Annotated in this window: 17 protein-coding genes; 10 read left to right on the top strand and 7 right to left on the bottom strand. The window is 43.2% G+C overall.

The genetic code is table 11. The features are described 5' to 3' along the window. Positions 1-160 precede the first annotated feature (160 nt). Together BTW00_RS02485 and BTW00_RS02480 are read right to left on the bottom strand one after the other, a co-directional pair. Positions 161-1,831 carry a fatty acid--CoA ligase gene (locus BTW00_RS02485; RefSeq protein ID WP_075106067.1) on the bottom strand — a complete coding sequence of 557 codons (1,671 nt, stop codon included), beginning with the start codon at positions 1,829-1,831 and terminating at the stop codon, positions 161-163. A gap of 307 nt (positions 1,832-2,138) precedes the next feature. Continuing rightward, positions 2,139-3,293 (bottom strand): MFS transporter, encoded by a 1,155-nt coding sequence (locus tag BTW00_RS02480; protein WP_256713975.1) that lies wholly within the window; start codon positions 3,291-3,293, stop codon positions 2,139-2,141. A gap of 470 nt (positions 3,294-3,763) precedes the next feature. Between BTW00_RS02480 and BTW00_RS02475 the strand changes: the two genes are divergently transcribed. Beyond that, a complete protein-coding gene (locus tag BTW00_RS02475) occupies positions 3,764-4,510 on the top strand; it encodes a hypothetical protein (RefSeq protein ID WP_075106065.1) in 747 nt (248 codons plus the stop codon). Between the two features lie 87 nt (positions 4,511-4,597). Continuing rightward, entirely contained in the window at positions 4,598-5,344 is a 747-nt protein-coding gene (locus BTW00_RS02470; protein WP_075106064.1) for a hypothetical protein, read from the top strand. Between the two features lie 125 nt (positions 5,345-5,469). On the opposite strand, the gene BTW00_RS02465 is transcribed toward BTW00_RS02470, so the two are convergent. The 4 genes from BTW00_RS02465 to BTW00_RS02450 all read right to left on the bottom strand — a co-directional run bounded on the left by BTW00_RS02465 (position 5,470) and on the right by BTW00_RS02450 (position 9,606). After that, positions 5,470-5,985 carry an Rrf2 family transcriptional regulator gene (locus tag BTW00_RS02465; RefSeq protein WP_075106063.1) on the bottom strand — a complete coding sequence of 172 codons (516 nt, stop codon included), beginning with the start codon at positions 5,983-5,985 and terminating at the stop codon, positions 5,470-5,472. Between the two features lie 284 nt (positions 5,986-6,269). Then, on the bottom strand, positions 6,270-7,523 hold the full coding sequence (locus BTW00_RS02460) for an NnrS family protein (protein ID WP_075106062.1): 1,254 nt from the start codon (positions 7,521-7,523) through the stop codon (positions 6,270-6,272). 208 nt (positions 7,524-7,731) lie between these two features. Next, positions 7,732-8,169, bottom strand: coding sequence for a DUF3429 domain-containing protein (locus tag BTW00_RS02455; RefSeq protein WP_075106061.1), 438 nt, complete (start codon positions 8,167-8,169; stop codon positions 7,732-7,734). Between the two features lie 69 nt (positions 8,170-8,238). After that, positions 8,239-9,606: a DASH family cryptochrome gene (locus tag BTW00_RS02450; RefSeq protein WP_075106060.1), complete on the bottom strand. Its 1,368-nt coding sequence runs from the start codon at positions 9,604-9,606 to the stop codon at positions 8,239-8,241. A 493-nt stretch (positions 9,607-10,099) separates the two neighbouring features. On the opposite strand from BTW00_RS02450, the gene BTW00_RS02445 reads away from it, so the two are divergent. Beyond that, complete coding sequence (locus BTW00_RS02445) at positions 10,100-10,345, top strand: hypothetical protein (RefSeq protein ID WP_058024522.1); 246 nt, start codon at positions 10,100-10,102, stop codon at positions 10,343-10,345. Between the two features lie 118 nt (positions 10,346-10,463). Here the strand turns inward: BTW00_RS02445 and BTW00_RS02440 are convergent, their stop codons facing one another. Beyond that, entirely contained in the window at positions 10,464-11,948 is a 1,485-nt protein-coding gene (locus tag BTW00_RS02440; protein WP_075106059.1) for an aldehyde dehydrogenase family protein, read from the bottom strand. 348 nt (positions 11,949-12,296) lie between these two features. Between BTW00_RS02440 and BTW00_RS02435 the strand changes: the two genes are divergently transcribed. From BTW00_RS02435 to BTW00_RS02405, 7 genes are all read left to right on the top strand, one after another. Then, a complete protein-coding gene (locus tag BTW00_RS02435; protein WP_075106058.1) occupies positions 12,297-12,902 on the top strand; it encodes a TetR/AcrR family transcriptional regulator in 606 nt (201 codons plus the stop codon). Positions 12,903-13,175: 273 nt separating this feature from the next. Further along, complete coding sequence (locus BTW00_RS02430; protein ID WP_075106057.1) at positions 13,176-14,387, top strand: iron-containing alcohol dehydrogenase; 1,212 nt, start codon at positions 13,176-13,178, stop codon at positions 14,385-14,387. Positions 14,388-14,556: 169 nt separating this feature from the next. Next, positions 14,557-15,606, top strand: a complete 1,050-nt coding sequence (locus tag BTW00_RS02425; protein ID WP_075106056.1) for an NADP-dependent oxidoreductase — start codon at positions 14,557-14,559, stop codon at positions 15,604-15,606. Between the two features lie 238 nt (positions 15,607-15,844). Continuing rightward, positions 15,845-16,522, top strand: a complete 678-nt coding sequence (locus tag BTW00_RS02420; RefSeq protein WP_057760524.1) for a type 1 glutamine amidotransferase domain-containing protein — start codon at positions 15,845-15,847, stop codon at positions 16,520-16,522. A 30-nt stretch (positions 16,523-16,552) separates the two neighbouring features. Next, positions 16,553-17,182 (top strand): glutathione S-transferase family protein, encoded by a 630-nt coding sequence (locus tag BTW00_RS02415; protein ID WP_075106055.1) that lies wholly within the window; start codon positions 16,553-16,555, stop codon positions 17,180-17,182. 372 nt (positions 17,183-17,554) lie between these two features. Beyond that, positions 17,555-19,243, top strand: coding sequence for a hypothetical protein (locus BTW00_RS02410; protein ID WP_058024515.1), 1,689 nt, complete (start codon positions 17,555-17,557; stop codon positions 19,241-19,243). A gap of 88 nt (positions 19,244-19,331) precedes the next feature. Beyond that, positions 19,332-20,648, top strand: a complete 1,317-nt coding sequence (locus tag BTW00_RS02405; protein ID WP_075106054.1) for an HlyD family secretion protein — start codon at positions 19,332-19,334, stop codon at positions 20,646-20,648. The last annotated feature ends 37 nt before the right edge of the window (positions 20,649-20,685 follow it).

Genomic DNA, 20,685 nt, shown 5'->3' with positions numbered 1-20,685 from the left:
TGAAGAAATACTGGTCATCCTTGCCAGAATCAAAAAAACCGATACGTTGCGTATCGGTTTAAAATGTAGCAGAGCTCACCACAAAGGTCAACTATTAAGCGTGTAATACGTCCCACATTTTAATGTAAAAATGCGCTCTACTCTTAGACATCCCCCTTTTTTATATCTGGGTTTGATTGGCATACATCTCACGCATTACTTTTTTATCATGTTTGCCGACAGAGGTTTTGGGTAGCTCATCAACGAATTTAAATTGACTTGGCACGCCATATTTAGGAATGATACCGCGCTCTACCGCTTTTTCTGCAATGGCTTTGATATCCTCAGCACTGGTTTCTTGAGCATTTGGTTTTAGTACCACCAAAGCCAACGGACGCTCGCCCCATTGCTTATCCCGAACGCCAATCACTGAGACATCCGCTACGGATGGATGCAATGATAAAATAGTCTCAATCTCTAGCGATGAGATCCACTCGCCCCCTGATTTGATCACATCTTTTAGGCGATCCGTGATTTTAATATAACCATCAGGACGTATGTAAGCGATGTCTTGAGTGTGCATATAACCACTCTCCCACAGCTCCTTACCAGCGTCATCATTTTTGAAATAGCTTTGGGTCAACCAAGGTGCCCGTAGCACCAGCTCACCCGTATTCTCTTGACCCTTACCTACTGGTTTGCTGCCCTCACCCCATACTTGTGCATCGACCATAAGCACTGGCTTACCTGTCATACAGCGACGGGCGATGTCTTCATCTTCCGTCATTTCAGGCTCATTGAGACTAAATTCAGTCAGGCTGATAAGCGGTGCCGTCTCTGACATACCGTAGCCGGTGTAAACTTCGATGCCTTGAGCCATTGCTGTTTTTGCTAGCCCTTCGGTCAATCTTGAACCACCAATGATCATTTTTAGCCCATTAAAGCTGGCATCGCGATCTTGCGCCTCTTTGAGCACCATCTGCAAAATCGTTGGCACACAATGTGTGATACTCACCTTTTCATTGATGATCAAATCCAGCAAGCTATCAGGTGCATAACGTCCTGGATAGACTTGCTTTAGACCCACCATCGTTGCTGTAAATGGGAAACCCCATGCGTGTACGTGGAACATCGGCGTCATCGGCATATAGACATCGCCGTAGCTGACACCTTGCTTATTTGGTAGCATACCCAATGTTGCGGCTTCTGCTAGACTGTGCAGTACCAACTGACGGTGACTAAAGAAAACGCCTTTTGGATCCCCTGTCGTACCTGAGGTATAAAAGGTCGTCGCGATGGTATTTTCATCAAAGTCTGGAAAGTCAAAATGACTATCAGCAGCTTCTAGCAATGCTTCATACTCGCCTGTCACGCGGCTTTGATTACTGCCAAAAACCCCTTCAGCGGTCACACCATTGTCGTCCAGCCAAATGATGTGCTCGATACTAGAATTTTCAAATTGATAGTCTTTGACCAATGGCGCAAACTCAGAGTTGAGCATCAGCACTTTAGGCTTGGCATGGTTAATGGTATAAAGGACTTTTTCTGGTGATAGACGGATATTGACAGTTTGTAGAACATACTCTGACATCGGTACCGCAAAATAAGACTCAAGATAGCGATTGCTGTCCCAGTCCATAACGGCAACGATATCGCCTGCATCAAGGTTCAGGTCTGCGAGTACGTTAGCCAAGCGATTGATACGCTCAAACAAGTCCTTGTAAGTGAGTCGCTTTTTGTCCGCATAGACAATCTCTTGGTCTTGTGACACTGTTTTTGCACGGTTTAAGAGCTGCTTGACCAGTAATGGATAATCATAGGCAGAGGGAGCACTATGGTACATATTTGACATAGACCTAACTTCCTTGTTTGTCGCGCTTATAAGTTATAGATAGTAATAAGTAAGTAGCAATAAGACATACTAATACAGAATGAACCGCTATAACCACACTATTTTTATAATATAGAGTCATTATTACTGTTGATAGCGTCCTGCTGAATACCAATCGGTTTTGGCGCAGTAAAAGCAACAAGCTTCACTGACCGCAATAAGATTGAATGCCTCTTTGATAGTAAGAAAAAACCATCACCATGTAAAGCGACCTTACATTACGTATCATAAGACGGGTAACCAAACATAGACAATACCTGATATACCGTTAAGTGGCGCGTCTTGTCGTTTTAATCATCCCAAAACTGGCTATCAAGAGTGCCAATACCTGAACAAACAATAACAACCATACGGTAAGAGACCACTGCCCTCGCGCATAAGCTATACCACCCAGCCACGCTCCAAGCGTACCGCCTGTGTAATAGCCCATGTAATATAAGCCTGATGCCAATGATCGACCTTTTTTGACATTAACAGCAATATAGCTGATGGTCGCTGACTGCGTAATAAACACACCAGATGACATAACAGCAAGTCCTATGATTACCCCCCATAGTGGGGTCACCAAGGTCAACAGAACTCCAATCATGGAGATAATGATGGCTACCCGAACCGTACGTGCTGAGCCAAACCGGCGCAGCAAGGTCGTTGATAGTGGCGTAATAATCACACCAAGCAAATACACGGCAAAAATATTGGCGAGCGCACCTGTACCAAGCTCATAAGGCTTATCCGCCAAATGTAAGTTGATAAAAGTGAAGCAGCCTACAAGGGAGAACAGCACACAAGCGCCAAGCAGACAAGCGGTCACCACATAACGATTGGTGACATGCTCACCTAACGTCTGTATCGCTGAGCGAAAATTAGGATTGGCCTCAAAGTGACGAGACGATGGTAGCATCTTGCCGACCCATATCGCCCCCAGCAGCGTCATCGCCGTCATCACATAATAGCCATCACGCCAGCCAATCAGCTCATGCAAATGCCCCATCAAAAATCGGCCTAAAAAGCCGCCAAGCACGCATCCTGACACATAAAAGGACATCAGCTCAGTCATTGCTCGGCCCTCAAACTCCTCACCGATATAAGCAATTGTCACCACCGTAATACCGGGTACAGACAGTCCTTGCATAAAACGCCAAATACCGACCCATTCAATACTCGAGCTTTGGGCAATCAGCGCTGTTGGTATGGCCAAAAATAACAAAGCACCGACGATAAAGGATTTGCGCCCGACGGCATCTGAGAGCATACCCAAAAATGGTGACATGATGGCAATGGCCAATACAGTGGCGCCAACGATCATGCCCGCTTGCACTTCCGTCGCAGAAAAGTCCACCATCATGACTGGCAGCACGGCTTGGATAGAGTACACCTGTAAAAAAGCAAACATACCAATGAGGCCAATCGTGAGCTTTAATATCCACGACGTAGAGTGACTGGATGAGGCTACTGTCTTTGGTGCAAAATTTTGATTTTTATCTGTAGAATTATTCACAAGGGCGCTTACTATAATTGATTATGCTATGACAAGGAGGCGTCATTGGCTTGGATAATGAAAGAATATAATGTGAAACTATGAAGGAGGTGCACAGCCATACAGGATATCTATTTATCATAATGACCAGAAAAGCATGTTAGCACACCAACCGATATACTCAGGTTTAAATGTGTTATTGGCGCTTGGTTAGACTCTCCGTTTAAAATAAAAAAAATTGGGTCTATACCCTCAATGATGACATTTACCTAACAACTCTTTTTTATTTTTACACATCTACATTGCTTATATCTTTTCTATTACAGACTTTAGGCGCTCAAAAATCAATAATCATAGGGTGCTACCTATCAATAAGCAAAATAATTGAACAACTAAACGGTTAAGGAGTCATGTCAATGAATGATGAGATTTACGATTTAGGTGCAGGATTTTGGAGCATTCGAGGGTCATTTATAAAAAACGGCATTATAGATATCGGCGTCCAATGTGCACTTATAAAGCTATCATCAGGCCGATTTATTTTTTTGGACAGCTATACTTTAAAAGACGAGGTTCGTCAGCAAGTGATGGCACTAACCAATGATGGTCAAGATGTCGAAGCCGTCTTAAATGTTCATCCATTTCATACGATACATTGTGCGCAAATGGCAAAAGACTTTCCGCAAGCCACGTTTTATGGTAGTAAACGTCATCCAAAGAAAATACCAGAAGTCAATTGGGCAGATGATTTGGTCGAAAGCGATGCGGTCGCTGAGCGTTATCCTGAGCTGAAGTTCTCCCTACCTCAGGGCATTTACTACATCGCACCTGATGAATCTGTCCATGCAAGCTCATTATTGGTCTATCACAAAGCCAGCCAAAGTATATATGTCGATGATACGTTTGAGATACCTCCTTCTAAGCTATTTGATGCCGTACAGCCAAACCTAGGTTTACACCCCACCACCAAACAAGCACTAAAAGATGAGCCCGACGCTGGCAAAGCCTATTGTGATTGGGCGATAGATCTTGCGCACGAATGGCGTAATGTTCGTCATTTTTGCGGCGCACATTCAGGATTAGTGGTGTTTGAAGAAGGCCAATTTGAAGCAGCGCTTTTGTCTACCATTGATAATGCTCGTAGCGAGCTTGAGACAAAATAACGACTCTAAGAAAAACGTAAAACATAAAATTTCGACAAGAAAAACAATCACTTGTTGATTCAATATATTGAATAAGGAAAACGATAAATGTCAGATGAAATTCATGATTTAGGGGCAGGATTTTGGAACATACGCGGGTCATTCCGTATCGGCGGTGTGATAAACATTGGTACCCAGTGCTCACTGGTCAAGCTATCCTCAGGACGCTTTGTATTTTTGGACAGCTACGCCTTAACAGGTGACGTTCGAGACGAGGTCATGGCGCTCACCAATAACGGTAAAGATGTCGAAGCGGTGCTAAACGTTCATCCATTCCATACTGTACACTGTGACCAGATGGCAAAAGACTTTCCGCAAGCCACGTTTTATGGTAGTAAACGTCATCCAAAGAAAATACCAGAAGTAAATTGGGCAGATGATTTGGTAGAAAGTGACGCGGTTGCTGAACGCTATCCTGAGCTTAAGTTTTCAATGTCAGAGGGCATTTACTATATATCGCCTAATGAGATGATTCATGCAGGCTCCTTGTTGGCCTATCATCCTGCCAGCCAAAGCTTACACGTTGATGATACGTTTATGAGTCCGCCCATGAAGCTGCTAGAAGCGGTATTGCCTGAGCTGATATTGCACCCTACCACCAAAAAAGCACTCAAAGACGAGCCAAATGCAGGCGCACAATATTGCGACTGGGCAACCAATCTAGCCCATGAATGGCGCGACGTTCGCAATTTTTGTGCCGCACACTCTTATCTTGTGAGATTTAAAGACGGTGAGTTTGAGAAGGCACTGATAAAAGCCGTTAAGAAAGCACGTCCAAAACTAGAAAACGCCTAACTTCTCACACCTTAGACATATATTTTTGACAAACATAAAAACGGGTCGCTATTACTGTGCTTACTAATGTAGCGACCCATTTTTGTGAGCTGGTTATAATCATATCGAAACTATTATCGAAGCTACTACCGAAATAGCAAAGTAGCCAGCTCATCCTCATTGTTCAGAATATCTGCTAATGTATAACGCTCAAGCACATTAACAAATGCGGTGAGCGCTTCAAAGAACACGCTTTTAAGCTGACAGGCTGGACTAATCACGCAGCCTAGTGATTTATTCTTTTTTTCCTCAATGAATGTCACTGGCAAATCCGCCGGATGAGCGCCCTGCTCACTATCCTTATGAGACGCTGGTACGGCAAAGCACTCTACCAAATTAAAATCAGGCTCTATCTGTTTGATCAATACGCCCAAATTAATATCTTTAGGCGCACGTGCCAAGCGTATGCCACCGTTTTTGCCACGCACACTTTCTATATAACCAAGCTGACCCAGCTGATGAATAATCTTAGTCAAATGACTTTTAGAAATACCATAGCTGTCAGCAATATCGCTAATATTAGCCAATAGTGATGGATCTGGTCTTACGGCTAAATAAATCAATGAGCGTAGCGCGTAGTCACTATAATTGGTCAGTCGCATGTACTTGCGTTCCTATTTTTACAAATTTTATATATTAAGCTAGGGCGTGTCCTCATTTTAAAAATGGTGATAAAAATAAGATAAATTGCTGTCAAACGAGAAAAATAGTGCAGATAATATCGAGATATTGACCAACTATTTGACGATGTTTGGCAAAATTTAGCTATTTTTAGCCCATTTAAAGGACACTCGTTTGAATTGAGCACACGCCCTAGACAAAGTAAGTCGCATTTTTGGTAATAACGTTTAGACATAGCATTTGTAAACAGTATCGTTAGCCCGCTTCAACCAAATAAACCATCAGGCCGAGGACGTGCCAGCATGGGCAGATAACTGATGCAAAATAGCACAAAACAAGCAATCCAAGCACCCTGTGCAATCATAATCCAAACTAGGTAATGACTCATATCTACTAATGGTAGCAGTACGCGGCTAACAAATACCAATACCATCAAACCGTACATAAGATTTACCGTTTTGGGCGGTTGGTGAATGCTGCGACCCGTATGACCCAAAGATACTCGCGTCATCATTGCCACCGTCATCATACCGATACCTGCAATCGCCAATCCATGCATGGCGAGGCTGTGCGGATAACCCAACCAAGGCTGTAGTGCGTATAATAAGAAACTCAAACACATGCCCAAAAACGCAATATACAATGACCAAAGTAATGGTTTTTGCCAAATACCGTGATGATACCACCCTATCAGGCGAACGATATTAATGACTGCCACACCGAGCGCCGTAACCGTCAGCAAATACTGGTTTGGATAAAACACATCACTGATAAAAAAGGCGAAGAAAAACACTAAGCTTGCGATATCTTGTCCTTTACTATTACGTAGCTTAACGGGTTCTGACGTTTCCATACCTATACCCATACTGAGACCACGTTCAATAAAAAATGGTACTACGCGTCGGCCAATCGTTAGTATTAACCCGATGATCAAATAGAACCCAAAATAAATGCCTATCTTAGTTGTGTTCATATCAGCATTGATAATACCCCAATAGCAGAGTCCGTTGCCAAAGGTCAGTAGTGCCAGTTTTGCCAAGATACCCGTTTGCTTGTATTGCTTAACTTGCCATACTGCTCGACATATTACATATGCCATCGAGGCGACAAATACCACATCAAAAAGGGCTGCTATATATAGCCACGATATACTATCACCTATGAGCGTTATGCCAAGCCCAAAACCCAACCAGCTCAGACGTGCCAGTAACCAACAGACAAAGATACCTAGCAACTTATAACCATGCGGCATCATCACCCCTGTCCATGTCTTTACCGCAGTTAGCAAGAACCCGGCTACCACTGCCAGAGCATAACCATACACCATTTCATGGCCGTGCCAGTATAACGGGTTCAAAACCTGTGCATCGATATCGGTGTGACCAGTGAACACAAATGCCCATAGCAACATCGTTACTACGGCAAATAGCGCAGCAGCACTAAAAAATATGCGAAAGCTTAAATTAAGGATAGGATGCGGAGAGCTTGGTGGTTTGCTAGGTAGCTTGATAGATTGCATAGCCATCTTCCTAGAGAAATATAGATGGCTTTAATTATAACATTCATTTTAAATGAACTTTATAAATCTTTAGTTTAACTATCAAACACTTTACTCATCGAAGTGCGGCGCCTACGAATCTCTGAGATAAACATCTCAATTATAAAAATTAAGAAATCAAGCTGTCTGTTCTTTAGTTATTATTTAGCCATGACTTAGTCAATACCACTTACAACTGTAATGCCGCGATGACTAACGATATGACCACTATCGCCGTGACATACTGCCTTACTTTGAAGTAAGCATGACTGATAATCTGCGCTCGATGAAGGCTATAATCGATAACTAGCAGGCTTATAAAACCAATCACTAATAGCCAAATAAAACCAATGGCGGATAAGATTAAAAAACCAAGCCAGAGACCAAGCGCAATGATATTGCTATACAGTGGAAGCCTAATAGCCCACTTATTGTCATCAGATAAATCTAAATGATTGCCCCAATGCGCGCCTGCCATAAATGATGCAATCACTAGCCCATAAGCACTTAATACATCGCCTACTGAACCAAGCATAGGCACGGTAACAACATCTATCATCAGCAAAAATGCACAGGCGACAAACGGAATAGCACCTGCAAAAGTGAGATAAGGACTGGGCTTTTTCATTGTTTAAACCTATCTTATGATTAGTCTAATAATAGTTGTCACCTGTTAGGTGGGAGTTTTCAACATAAATTAGTCGCTCTTTTGAGGGTTGCCTTGCCACTGACGGATAAACTCACCGTTTGGATCATACTGCTGGGTTTGTTTGTCGAGATTAAACTGTCTGCATCCTCTTGGGTCAGCGCCCACACCTGCCAGATATTGCCAATTGCCCCAATTACTGCCGACATCGTAATCAACAAGATGCTGCTCAAAGTAAGCCGCCCCATAACGCCAATCAAGACCTAACTCATGGATAAAGCAGCTTGCCACCAGTTGTCGTCCACGGTTTGACATATATCCTGTTGCCTTCAGTTGATGCATACAGGCGTTGACAATAGGATATGCTGTATCACCATTTCTCCATTGTTCTAATTTTTTCTGATCCAGTTGGGTTGATGGCGTGTGCTGACCAATACCTTTAAACCAGAATAATTTTTGCTGATGGGTGACAGCGTACCAATAAAAATATTCACGCCAAAGCAGCTCAAACCATATCCAATAAGTAGAGTCATTTGTGATGACATCACGCTCATAACGGCGCAGTCGATTCAATACGGTGTTGACAGACAACGAGCCGTTAGCCAGCCAAGCAGAAAATTTTGTGGAATGCGTCCATTCATCAAGCGCGTTTCGTGTGATTTTATAAGTACTTGGCGCGTTGGAATTAAAATAACTCTTTAAGTGATTTAGCCCGTTCGACTCACCACCTTTGAAATTAGGCGCTTGCTGTTTTTGTTGGGAGATTGCCTGCGCATTATCTTCGCCTGCTTTAAAGAAGTACTCGCACCTATCCACCAGACTCTCAGGTATTGGGGCCAATCGCTCTGGCGTCGCGCAAATAGCGATGTCTTGTGCTGCATGCAATAAATCATAATCTGCTTCAATTTTTTTGCGGAACTGCGTAAAGCTTTTGGGCAAATCATTTAGCGGTAACTCATCAAACAAAGTAGCCGTTGTCTCAATATGCCAACGTATCTGCGGATGTTTATTCTGTAGTCGTACATATATTTGGTTCTGATAATAATCAGCCGTTTGACTCACACAGATATCTGTCACCTGCTGCGCCTTAATGAGTTCATTCAACTGCATGAAGGTATTCGGTGACGTTGGGGTTTTGTGTAGATGTAGCAACTTGTTGCCAAGCAGCTCTAATGATGTATTTAAGTCCGCCAAACTCTCTTGCAAAAATTGCTGGCGGGCGACGCCCATCGTGTCATAATGATAAGCAGCCTGAGAGTTTTGATTGTCCAATATATCCATCAAGGATGACGCATAAACCAGTAATAATCGCCCATCACGCGAGAGCTTGGCGGCTTTCGATAACGTGGCATTGTCCATCACTCGCAGGTCATTGTGAAAGAGAACCAATACATTTTTACCAGATAGCTGATGGGACATGGCATAAACCTCTTATTGTTCGATAGCTTTTAATTAGGGCGTGTTGAACATTCGACCATGGCACTGACAGCGACTATTTTTTAGGCGATTTGATGTTAAAAATAATAAGTTTAGTCATTCTAAGCGCTTATTTTTAACGATGAAGCGGCAAAAAAGAATCCTGTCCCTGCGGGCTGATGCTAAAATTGCCCCATACTGCGTTACAAATCTCGCTAAGGCATCTGCATTATCGTCGTTTTGTGCCTTGTCTGGAACAATTTTAGCGATCAGCAGTGCCTATTTGCGAATGTTCAACACGCCCTAATCTCAATACTCTTTTTTTATTGGGCTTTATTATCTTAAAATAGCATATCTTGCTTACGACAAGTTTGGTATTGACTCATGGCATTAATAACCTACTAGCAAGGTAGTAATTATCCAAGCTAAAATCTACTTATCGCCATTGACTCTCATGCTCCGGACTGCTTAAATGGCCTACCTCTAGGAGAATACCATGACTGAAAAAAATATCGCTGAAGAGAACAAATCGGATGAAAAACGTAAACTTATCAATCGATTCTTGATGAGACTGACGAAAGAGCAGCCACAAATGTACTATGCCACCACCTCTGAGATATCTCGGAGCATCCATACCATGATAAAAGAGCATACCAATCGCTTGTCAGTTGAAGAGCAAGCCCTAGTTAGGCGTATGAGTATCGAAGAGATTGAAGGGTTATTGGGCTTTCATGCTAGATAGATGACTAGACTATAGACTAATTGTCATATAAGTAGGTTCAAGCACAACCATCGAACATCACAAAAAAAGACCGCTATCGAAGCGGTCTTTTTTTATTATTTATCGTAGTGCAATGCTATTAGAACGGATACTGACGTGGCTCGTTTTGCATTGAAATCCAATGCGTTCTGGTGAACTCTTCTAGTACCCATTCACCGTTAAAGCGACCGATACCTGAGTTTTTCTCACCACCAAATGGCGTGTTACTTTCGTCATTGACCGAGATGTCATTGATATGGGTCATACCTGCTCTGATACCACGAGCGAAACGCAGGCCTTTTTGCATATCAGCAGTGAACACAGCACTAGACAGACCATACATAGAGTCATTGGCGATTGATAATGCATCATCTTCGTCTTTAGCACGAATGATACCAACCAAGGGTCCAAACACTTCATTACAGGATAGATCCATCTCGCGAGTGACTTCAGTAAAGATATGCGGCGGTACGACTTGGCCTTCAATCTCACCACTGAGTATCATTTTCGCGCCTTCTTCCTGCGCTTTGGCGATCTTCTCTTTGAGCGATTTGAGTTGTTTTTCGTTGATGATAGGGCCAACAGCCGTATCTTGCTTATTAGGATCACCGACATTCAATGTTTTGACATGTGCCAAGAAACGCTCTACGAAGTCATCATATATCTCGTCTTCCACGATAACCCTATTGATCGCGATACAGATTTGGCCTTGATGCAAGAATTTACCGAAGGCAGCTGCTTTGACTGCTTGCTCAATATCAGCATCCTTGAGTACAACAAACGGGCTGTTACCACCCAGCTCAAGCGCGACTTGTTTGATATACTCACCGCCGTTCGCAAGCTCACCAATATGTTTACCCACTGAGGTTGAACCTGTGAATGATACTAAGCTTGGCGCTTTGTGCTCGACGATGGCATCGCCTATCTCACTACCTGAGCCGACCACGACGTTTAGTAGACCTTTTGGCAGACCCGCTTCTTCAAATACTTTTGCTAGTAGTAAGCCACCTGTCACTGGTGTGTCGCTTGCTGGCTTTAATACAACCGCATTACCAAGGGCTAATGCTGGTGCGATAGAACGCTGGGTTAAATGCAGCGGAAAGTTCCATGGGCTAATGACTGCTACCACTCCGATGGGCTCGCGATAAATGAAGTTTTCTTTGCCAGGAGTGTTAGAGGGGCGAATCTCACCGTGTACGCGGTTAGGAAAAGACGCTGCTTCAAGCGTGATGGCACGTGCCGAGCTAAATTCAACCATGGCTTTAATGCGTGTACTGCCCGACTCTTTGATCAACCAGTCAACGATTTCATCTTGGCGCTGATCTAAGATATTAACAACCTTATACATAACAGCTGCACGCTCAGCTGGCGTCGTTTTTGCCCATTTGGCTTGCGCTTGGTCGGCAGCATCGTATGCTTCATCAAGCTGGTCTTTAGTCGCTTGCTGAATTTCTACAATCGTATCGCCATTGTAGGGATTAGTATCAGTATTAATGCTATCATCTTTACCTTTTTGCCATTCACCGCCAATGAATTGCAAATGAAAATCGCTATAGGCATTACTGCTATTATCATTGCTTGACATAATTATCCTTATTTTTGCTTTGTTATATAAAAATTTATTTTCAGTACTTTGAATAAAATATTTGAAGCTGTCTTATAGGTAAGATACTCACAGTTATGGTTAAATCACAAATTGACATAAATTAAAATCGAAAATTTATGATAACTGATAAGGACAAAACCTACCTTGATAGACGACTGGTCTAATGCTACCATAGCTATTAATAAAACAGGACTATTTTTTCAGCCAATATTGTCGATAAAACGTAACACATATAAATATATAGCATTAGAATATGCCATCGACATGACGCTCAAATGAAACCTGATGACCCTATTACTACGATTATCAAGGGAGAAAATTCTATTTATGTCTAATATCACAGACACTAGCACCACACCCGATACCAAAGCTCATTTGCTTGCCACTGGTTACCAATTAATAGCCAAAAAAGGCTTTACGGCTGTCGGTCTCAAGCAAATATTGGATACAGCAGGTGTACCTAAAGGCTCCTTCTATCATTATTTCGCCTCAAAAGAAGCCTTTGGTGAAGCCATTATTCATCATTATTTTAGTCTGTACAAAACCCGTCTGAATCTTATTGACGCTCAAGATGTCACGGCGCAGCAAAAGCTATATGATTACTTCCAAAACTGGTACGACACCCAGCAGAACGGCTGTGATCACGAGAAATGCTTGGTAGTGAAGCTAAGCGCAGAAGTGGCTGATATGTCAGAAACCATGCGTAAAGCACTTGATACCGGCTATCAACAAACGACCATGTGGCTCGCTGAGCAGATCAAGGCAGGCTGGATAGATGGCTCGGTCCCTCGTCACGACAATATCTCAGCTGAGAGTATGGCCAAACGTTGGTATTTCGCGTGGCTTGGTGCCAGCCTAATGGCTAAGATCAGCCAAACGAATACACCCCTAGCAGAAATTTGGCAAATGACGACGACTCAAATGGGACGTTGATAATAAACAGTAATGGTCTTGATATTGCAGCCTCCTAAATTGGGGGCTTATGTTTGCGCCCACACATCATATTTTTATTTAAAAACCTAATGCTTGATAAAAACGTTGTATGAGAGTTTTGTAATCATTTATAAAGAATAACTAGACGACTGGTCTAATTGGTGTACAATGCGCATCAAGCTTTAGAGCAAATATAAAATAAGCATTGATTACCATTATTTGTTTAACGTCAACATATTTGACGGAACCATTTTTATCAACATTAGGAATTTTATGAATAACTTTCAATACTACAACCCAGTCCGCATCGTTTTTGGTGAAGGTCAAATCGAACAGTTATCAGACCTAGTGCCTACTGACGCTCGCGTTCTTATTACTTACGGTGGTGGTTCAGCACAGCGTACCGGTACTTTAGATGAAGTAAAAACTGCATTATCGGCAAGCGGTAACCGTACTGTATTTGAATTTGGTGGTATCGAGGCTAACCCAGAATTCACCACACTATTAAAAGCAGCCGATATGGTGAATGAGCACAACATCGACTTCTTATTAGCAGTTGGCGGTGGTTCTGTGATTGACGGCAGTAAATTTGTGGCACTCGTATCTTCATTAACTGAAGAAGATGGTACGGTCTCACGTAACCAAGCTTGGGACGCGCTAACGGGCTATTGCAAGAACATCGATTCTGCTATTGACCTAGGTGCAGTATTAACTATCCCAGCAACGGGTTCTGAGATGAACTCAGGCGGCGTAATTAACTATAGCGAACGTCAAGCGAAACTGCCATTTGGTAACCCACTGGCCTTCCCTAAATTCTCAATCCTAGATCCAGTAAAAACCCTTACATTACCTGAACGTCAGGTTATGAATGGTGTGGCTGATGCATTCGTCCATGTGATGGAACAGTATTTAACTTACCCAGTCAATGCCAAGGTTCAAGACGCTTTTGCTGAAAGCTTGCTCAAAATCTTGATTGATGAAGGCCTAGTGGTTAAGCAAGATCCAGACAACCTAGAAACACGTAAGAACATTATGTGGACAGCAACCATGGCATTGAATGGCTTGATTGGTACTGGTGTACCACAAGACTGGACAACTCACATGGTTGGTCATGAGCTTACGTCACTACACGCCATCGATCATGCACGTACCTTGACCATCGTGTTGCCATCGGTCATGCGTGAGCTAAAAGAAAGCAAAAAAGAAAAACTACTCCAGTACGCACGTAACGTATGGAACATCACTGATACTGACCAAGACGACGATGCCATCATCGAAACGGCCATTGTCTATACTGAAAACTTCTTCCGCGAACTTGGCTTGCCAGTGAGCTTAGAAGACGTCGATTTGACTGAGTCAGCGATTGATCCAATTATCAAGCAACTCGATGCACATAACATGGTCAAACTTGGTGAGCACGGCAAAAACGACTTAGACGTCTCACGTCGTATCTTACAGCGTGCTGTAACTAGCAAAGCGTCTTAATAAGCGATATAGCAAGAACTATCAGAAGAATTATAAGAAAAATCGCGACAGTAACAATAACTACATATCGTTATGCTATTTATAGTAGCTATTCAGTTCAATGCTGAGTAGTTACTACATCTAATACCTCTATAATAATGACAATGAATAAATATAAAGGAGTCCTACTATGAGCTTCGATAAAGAGCAGAATCAACAAACCAACCGTCAAATCAAACTTGCCAGCCGCCCAACTGGCGAGCCAAAACCTGACAACTTTGATCTGACAACCAGCGACATTCCAACGCCAAACGATAACGAGATGTTATTACGCACGGTATATCTGTCATTAGACCCATATATGCGTGGACGTATGAGCGATGCAAAAAGCTATGCAGACCCATTAGCAGTCGGTGACGTCATCATGGGTGGTACAGTCGCGCAAGTGGTTGAGTCTAATATCGATAAATTTGCTGTCGGTGATTTGGTCGTATCAAATTCCGGCTGGCAGGACTACAGTGTCAGTGATGGCGAAGGCGTCCTGAAACTGGACAAAAACATGGCAAACCCTTCTTATGGTTTAGGTGTGTTAGGTATGCCCGGCTTCACTGGTTACATGGGTCTGACTGATATCGGCAAACCACAGAAAGGCGAAACGTTAGTTGTCGCTGCAGCCACTGGACCTGTCGGTGCTACGGTCGGTCAAGTGGGTAATCAATATGGCCTTCGCACTGTTGGTGTAGCAGGCGGTAAAGAGAAATGCGATTTCGCGGTCAACGAGCTTGGCTTTGATGTCTGTATCGACCACAGAGCCGATGACTTTGCTGAGCAATTAAAAGCAGCGTGCCCAGATGGTATCGATATCTATTACGAAAACGTCGGTGGGCACGTGTTTGATGCGGTCATGCCTTTACTGAATGCTCATGCTCGCATTCCTGTCTGTGGCCTTGTTGCCCAGTACAATGCGACCGAACTGCCTGAAGGTAAAGATCGTTTGAGCGTATTGACTGGCCTTATCTTAAGCCGCCGCCTCACCATCAAAGGCTTCATTATCTTTGAAGAGTATGGCGATCATTTCCCAGAGTTCTTAGAGACCATGAGCAAATGGGTAGAGTCAGGCGACGTCAAAACCAAAGAACACATCGCTGATGGTCTAGACAATGCACCAAAAGCCTTTGTCGGTATGTTAAACGGTGATAACTTTGGTAAAACAGTGGTTAAGGTCTCTGACGTTCAGTAACTTATGTTAAATAATTGACTGTTAAGTAATTGACGATAGGTAATAACTATTGTTAATAACAACTTAACAACACAACTTGCTAAGATCACTACTGAAAGTTACGTCTGAAGCAGGAATAATGCTAACAGTCATTATTTGCATTTAGGCTAATTAAGTAAAAACGGCTAATGATGTAACGTAAAACTTATGACTGTTGGCTATCTAGTTACTAACACATAAATAATAAACAAGGATAATTATGAACATTTTAATGGTACTAACTTCTCATGACCGTTTAGGCGATACTGGTAAGAAAACTGGCTTTTGGCTAGAAGAATTTGCTGCTCCTTACTACGCATTTCTTGACGCTGGCGTAAATGTAACTCTAGCTTCTCCAGCTGGCGGTCAGCCACCACTAGATCCTAGTAGTGACACAGAAGACACGCAAACCAAAGATACCACTCGTTTTAAAGACGATAAAGACGCTCAAGAGCATCTGGCTAATACCAAAAAACTTGCTGATATGAACGCTGAAGATTTCGATTCAGTATTTTATCCTGGTGGTCATGGACCATTGTGGGATTTGGCAGTAGATAAAAACTCTATCAATCTGATCGAGACTTTTGTTAAGCAAGACAAGCCTGTTGCTTTTGTTTGTCATTCTCCTGCAGCACTTAAAAACGTTAAAGTCGATGGCGAGTACTTAGTAAAAGGTAAAACCGTTACTGGTTTTACTAACTCTGAAGAAGACGCAGTTGGCCTAACAGACGTAGTACCGTTCTTAGTAGAAGACGCATTGAAAGCCAATGGCGGTAACTACGAAAAAGCAGCTGATTGGGAATCGTTTGTTGTTGAAGATGGTTTACTAATCACAGGTCAAAACCCTGCATCATCAGAAGAAGCTGCTAAGCGTCTAATGGCGAAGCTGAAAGGTTAGTCAAATTCACTACGCAATAAGGTCGATACCATGATTCGCTTACATCATCTCAATCAATCACGTTCATTACGTACGCTATGGCTCTTAGAAGAGCTAGGCGTACCTTATGAAGTGGTCAGTCATCAGCGCGATGCCAAGACTCATTTGGCACCAGATTCTCTGAAGGCAGTTCACCCACTCGGTAAATCTCCGGTTATCGAGATGGACGGCCAAATTTATGCTGAATCAGGGGCCATTACGGAGTTATTGATCGAACGATTTGCGCCAGAGCGTCTGCGCCCTGCTACAGATAGTTCAGATTATGGATATTATCTGCAGTGGATCGACTTTGCAGAAAGCTCGCTGATGTTGCCATTAATGCTTGAGCTATTTACCAAAAAAGCAGGCATTGATGACAATGAGTTTTTGAATGGCTATATCGATACAGAAAAAACCAGATTGTTTGAATATCTCGATGCTTCGGTTGAAGGTAAGTCATTTATTGTGGGTGATAAGCTAAGTGGTGCTGACTTTATGTTGTCATTTGACTTAATCATTCTCGCTAAGCGTCAAAAACTCGACGCTTATCCACATATCAGGCAGTATGCTGAAGCGCTTGCCAGTCTCGATAGCTATCAGCGCGCTATGCAGCTAGAGGCTAAGTACGATCAATCTGTTTAGCATTGCATCATAATTGACAGACCAATTTTCCGATACACACAAACAGCTCTGTATAGAGCTGTTTTTTATGCGTGCTTTATTTTATGATTGCATGAATAACCATCGAATTATAGTCATCAATGTCATATGAGAGCATTAAGCTATAGAGCAACCAAACAAATTGTTCAGCACCATCCATCAATTACGTGTCGATGACAAAAGCACGATAAAAGTTATGATAAAATCCTTTCTGAATTTTTTGGGTTATCTTTCAGATACCATCAGTGAGTTGACTGGCTTTTCACGCTATAAATACCAATTACACTGACCTGACTCCCCGTCTGGCATCTGTCCTATATCACTCTATTTCCTTATACAGATTGTGGTACGCCCATGAGTAACGAATACCAGTTTAAGCCCCACGAACAGCCAATAATGGTGGGCTCTCCAGCCAATCCTGACCATCCGGCACGCCGTAAAGTGTTTTATTTGCTTATTGGGATTTTTGTGGGTCTCACAGCCAGCTTCCAAAATGGTCTACTTGTCGCCAACCTGACGCAAATTCAGGGTCAGCTAGGCTTAACGCCAGCTGAAGGTGGTTGGATATCGGTCAGTTATAATATGACCAATGCCTGTATCACCGTTCTGCTGTACAAAATTCGTCAGCAATTTGGCATGTCGCTTTTTAGCAAAATCACCCTGTCATTTTTGTTAGCCGCCACCAGTCTACAGTGGCTGATCAGCAGCCACTTGTTAGACACACCTAATATTAGCATTGAGCCCTATTATTTAGAGATTGTCGCTAGGGGACTTAGTGGTATGGTGGCAAGTGGTATGACCGTATTGGGCTTGTTTTATTGTCTTCAGGGTATGCCAACCGTCAAACGTACTAGTGGTCTGATATTGGGTTTTGGTTTGGTACAGTTTGGTATTCCATTATCACGTGTCATCTCGCCCTACCTCGCCATCGACGGTCAGCTTGAAAACTTATTTTTATTTCAATTTGGTCTGGCGCTGATTTGTTTTGGGCTGATTAATATATTAGAGCTACCACCAGGGAATACAGAAAAAGTATTTGAGAAATTGGATTTTGTAAGCTTTGGTTTTTTCGCTAGTGGTCTGGCTGCATTGGCTGTCGTTTTGGTACAGGGTCGAATTTTATGGTGGACGACACCTTGGCTCGTCTATCCACTGATGATTGCTATCGTCGGGATTAGCATCGCGTTATGGATTGAGACGCATCGCAAAAATCCGATGCTACAAGTGCGCTGGATGCGTAGCCGCAATATTATTGCATTCATGGTGACGGGCGCTGTCATGCGGATTTTGCTATCTGAGCAAAACGTCGGAGCGGCAGGATTGCTCGCTAACCTCGGCTACGGTAACGATCAGTTGGTCACTTTTTATGCTGTTATTATAGCCGCCAGTGCACTGGCTTTGATTATTAGTATTTTTAGTACCAATGCGATGGATTTGCGCCGACCTGTTATTTTTGCAGTGGCATTGATTGCCTTAGGTTCTTGGATGGATGTTGGTGTGTCTATTAATTCAGCACCCTATACGTTTTATCTCAGCCAGTTTTTGATTGCCTTTGCCGCGGTGTATTTCATGGGGCCTTTGGTTTTTGAAGGGTTTTTGCGGGCTATTGGCAGTGGCCCTGCGTATATTATTAGTTTTTCAGTGATTTTTGGCATCTCCCAAACAGTTGGCGGACTGGCAGGTGCGGCAGCCATTCAGGCCTTTACGACCATTCGTACACAAATGCATTATGCAGATATGGTCAGCTCATTGAATTTGGGCGATCCTGCATTTAGCGCCCAGGTGGCAGGCACTCGTAACATGCTGTCGAATCAGACCACTGACGCGGCCCAAGCAAATATCGGTGCAGTTAGCCAAGTACTGCAAGGCATTCAGCGCCAAGCAACGGTCGCAGCATACAGCGACCTGTTTTTTCTGATGGCCTGTCTTGCTACTGCCGTTACGATTATTTTGCTGCTCAATTATCTTTATAACCGCTACCACAAGCGCAATCCACTGGCCAAAGAGCTCGCCGTCATCGCCAAGATGCGCGAAACAAAATAATTCAACTTATTATCTTAGTGATTTTTTATCATATTTATTTATAGTCAGACCAATCAGATATCTGCTTATTAACATTTAGGAGCATGTCATGAGCCAAGAAAAACCAAATGAGCTTAATAAAATACCTCAGACGTCAACTGATGCTCCAGCAACAGACACACGTACAGAGTCTGCTACGGCTCCAGTAGAGACCGCTACAAGCGCTACGCAAAAGAAAACGGATACATCCGAGATACAAGCAGCTACTGATACGCCTGATAGCGTGCGTGAGGATAACTCTGTAGAAGGCTCTATAGAAAATCAAGACGATGATAATGAAACGCCTATGCCGCCAAAAGAGCCGATATCAAATACGGCTGGCTGGTCTCCCAAGAAAAAATCCTATCTAAATTTGGGATTATTGATTGCGCTGATTGTCATTGGTGTGGCCTTGATTTTATATGCTTGGAAGCTGCCACCATTTACGCCTACGGTGCAACAAACCAATAACGCCTTTGTCAAAGGTCAAACCACTATTATTAGTCCGCAAGTTTCCGGCTATGTCACCGAAGTGGCGGTGCAGGATTTTGCTGATGTAAAAGCGGGCGATCTACTGATAAAAATAGATGATCGAACGTTTCAGCAGCAACTTGAACAAGCCGAGGCCAATACTGAAGTGGCGATCACCAGCCGCTCTACCAATGACCAAGACACGCAATCTAGCCAAGCACAAATCGAAGCACGCAAAGCCGACTTATATAGTGCCAAAATCAATGTCGAGAGCGCTCGTGAAGACGTCAATCGCTATCAGGGCTTAGATGCTATCGGTGCGGTATCAAAAGCAGAAGTGGCTCATATCAAAGCAAAGCTGGCTCAAGCACAGGCAAGTGTGCAACAGGCTGAAGCCAATTTACAAGCCGCGCAACAAAACCGCGCCAAAACCAGTGGCACCCAACCCTCGCTGGACGCAAATATCAAAAGTGCTGAGGCAGGTGTGAAGCAAGCACAAATTAATCTCGATAATACGATCATCACAGCCCCTGAGTCCGGTCAGCTGAGCCAAGTCAGTGTCAAAGAAGGCCAGTACGTTAGCGCAGGCACCCAGCTCATGTATATCGTGCCAAAAGGCATTTGGATTATCGCAAACTTTAAGGAAACCCAAATAGCTAGTATGGCAATCGGCGAACCAGCTACTATTCATGTGGATGCGCTTGGCGGTGCCAAATTCACAGGTCATGTGAGCAACATCTCACCAGCCACTGGCAGTGAGTTTAGTGCAGGTGCCGCCAATCCTGCGACAGGTAACTATATAAAAATTGCGCAGCGCATCCCAGTACGTATCGACTTGGATCCGAACCAACCTGAGCTTGCACGCTTGCGTCCTGGTATGTCCGTTTCTGTGGATGTCGATACCAATGCCAAATAAAGCCAAATAAAGCAAATAACTGATATAAAAAATCCAC

The organism is Psychrobacter sp. C 20.9 (genome assembly GCF_001921765.1).
In the GTDB taxonomy this organism is placed as follows: domain Bacteria; phylum Pseudomonadota; class Gammaproteobacteria; order Pseudomonadales; family Moraxellaceae; genus Psychrobacter; species Psychrobacter piscatorii_B.
Note: the sequence above shows the minus strand (reverse complement) of the source record. Positions and strands in the feature narration are given on the sequence as shown.

Bases quoted from the DNA above. Each gene is read 5' to 3' on its own strand.
- BTW00_RS02485 (WP_075106067.1), bottom strand. From the start codon at position 1,831: ATGTCAAATATGTACCATAGTGCTCCCTCTGCCTATGATTATCCATTA.
- BTW00_RS02475 (WP_075106065.1), top strand. From the start codon at position 3,764: ATGAATGATGAGATTTACGATTTAGGTGCAGGATTTTGGAGCATTCGA.
- BTW00_RS02470 (WP_075106064.1), top strand. From the start codon at position 4,598: ATGTCAGATGAAATTCATGATTTAGGGGCAGGATTTTGGAACATACGC.
- BTW00_RS02465 (WP_075106063.1), bottom strand. From the start codon at position 5,985: ATGCGACTGACCAATTATAGTGACTACGCGCTACGCTCATTGATTTAT.
- BTW00_RS02460 (WP_075106062.1), bottom strand. From the start codon at position 7,523: ATGCAATCTATCAAGCTACCTAGCAAACCACCAAGCTCTCCGCATCCT.
- BTW00_RS02455 (WP_075106061.1), bottom strand. From the start codon at position 8,169: ATGAAAAAGCCCAGTCCTTATCTCACTTTTGCAGGTGCTATTCCGTTT.
- BTW00_RS02450 (WP_075106060.1), bottom strand. From the start codon at position 9,606: ATGTCCCATCAGCTATCTGGTAAAAATGTATTGGTTCTCTTTCACAAT.
- BTW00_RS02445 (WP_058024522.1), top strand. From the start codon at position 10,100: ATGACTGAAAAAAATATCGCTGAAGAGAACAAATCGGATGAAAAACGT.
- BTW00_RS02440 (WP_075106059.1), bottom strand. From the start codon at position 11,948: ATGTCAAGCAATGATAATAGCAGTAATGCCTATAGCGATTTTCATTTG.
- BTW00_RS02435 (WP_075106058.1), top strand. From the start codon at position 12,297: ATGTCTAATATCACAGACACTAGCACCACACCCGATACCAAAGCTCAT.
- BTW00_RS02430 (WP_075106057.1), top strand. From the start codon at position 13,176: ATGAATAACTTTCAATACTACAACCCAGTCCGCATCGTTTTTGGTGAA.
- BTW00_RS02425 (WP_075106056.1), top strand. From the start codon at position 14,557: ATGAGCTTCGATAAAGAGCAGAATCAACAAACCAACCGTCAAATCAAA.
- BTW00_RS02420 (WP_057760524.1), top strand. From the start codon at position 15,845: ATGAACATTTTAATGGTACTAACTTCTCATGACCGTTTAGGCGATACT.
- BTW00_RS02415 (WP_075106055.1), top strand. From the start codon at position 16,553: ATGATTCGCTTACATCATCTCAATCAATCACGTTCATTACGTACGCTA.
- BTW00_RS02410 (WP_058024515.1), top strand. From the start codon at position 17,555: ATGAGTAACGAATACCAGTTTAAGCCCCACGAACAGCCAATAATGGTG.
- BTW00_RS02405 (WP_075106054.1), top strand. From the start codon at position 19,332: ATGAGCCAAGAAAAACCAAATGAGCTTAATAAAATACCTCAGACGTCA.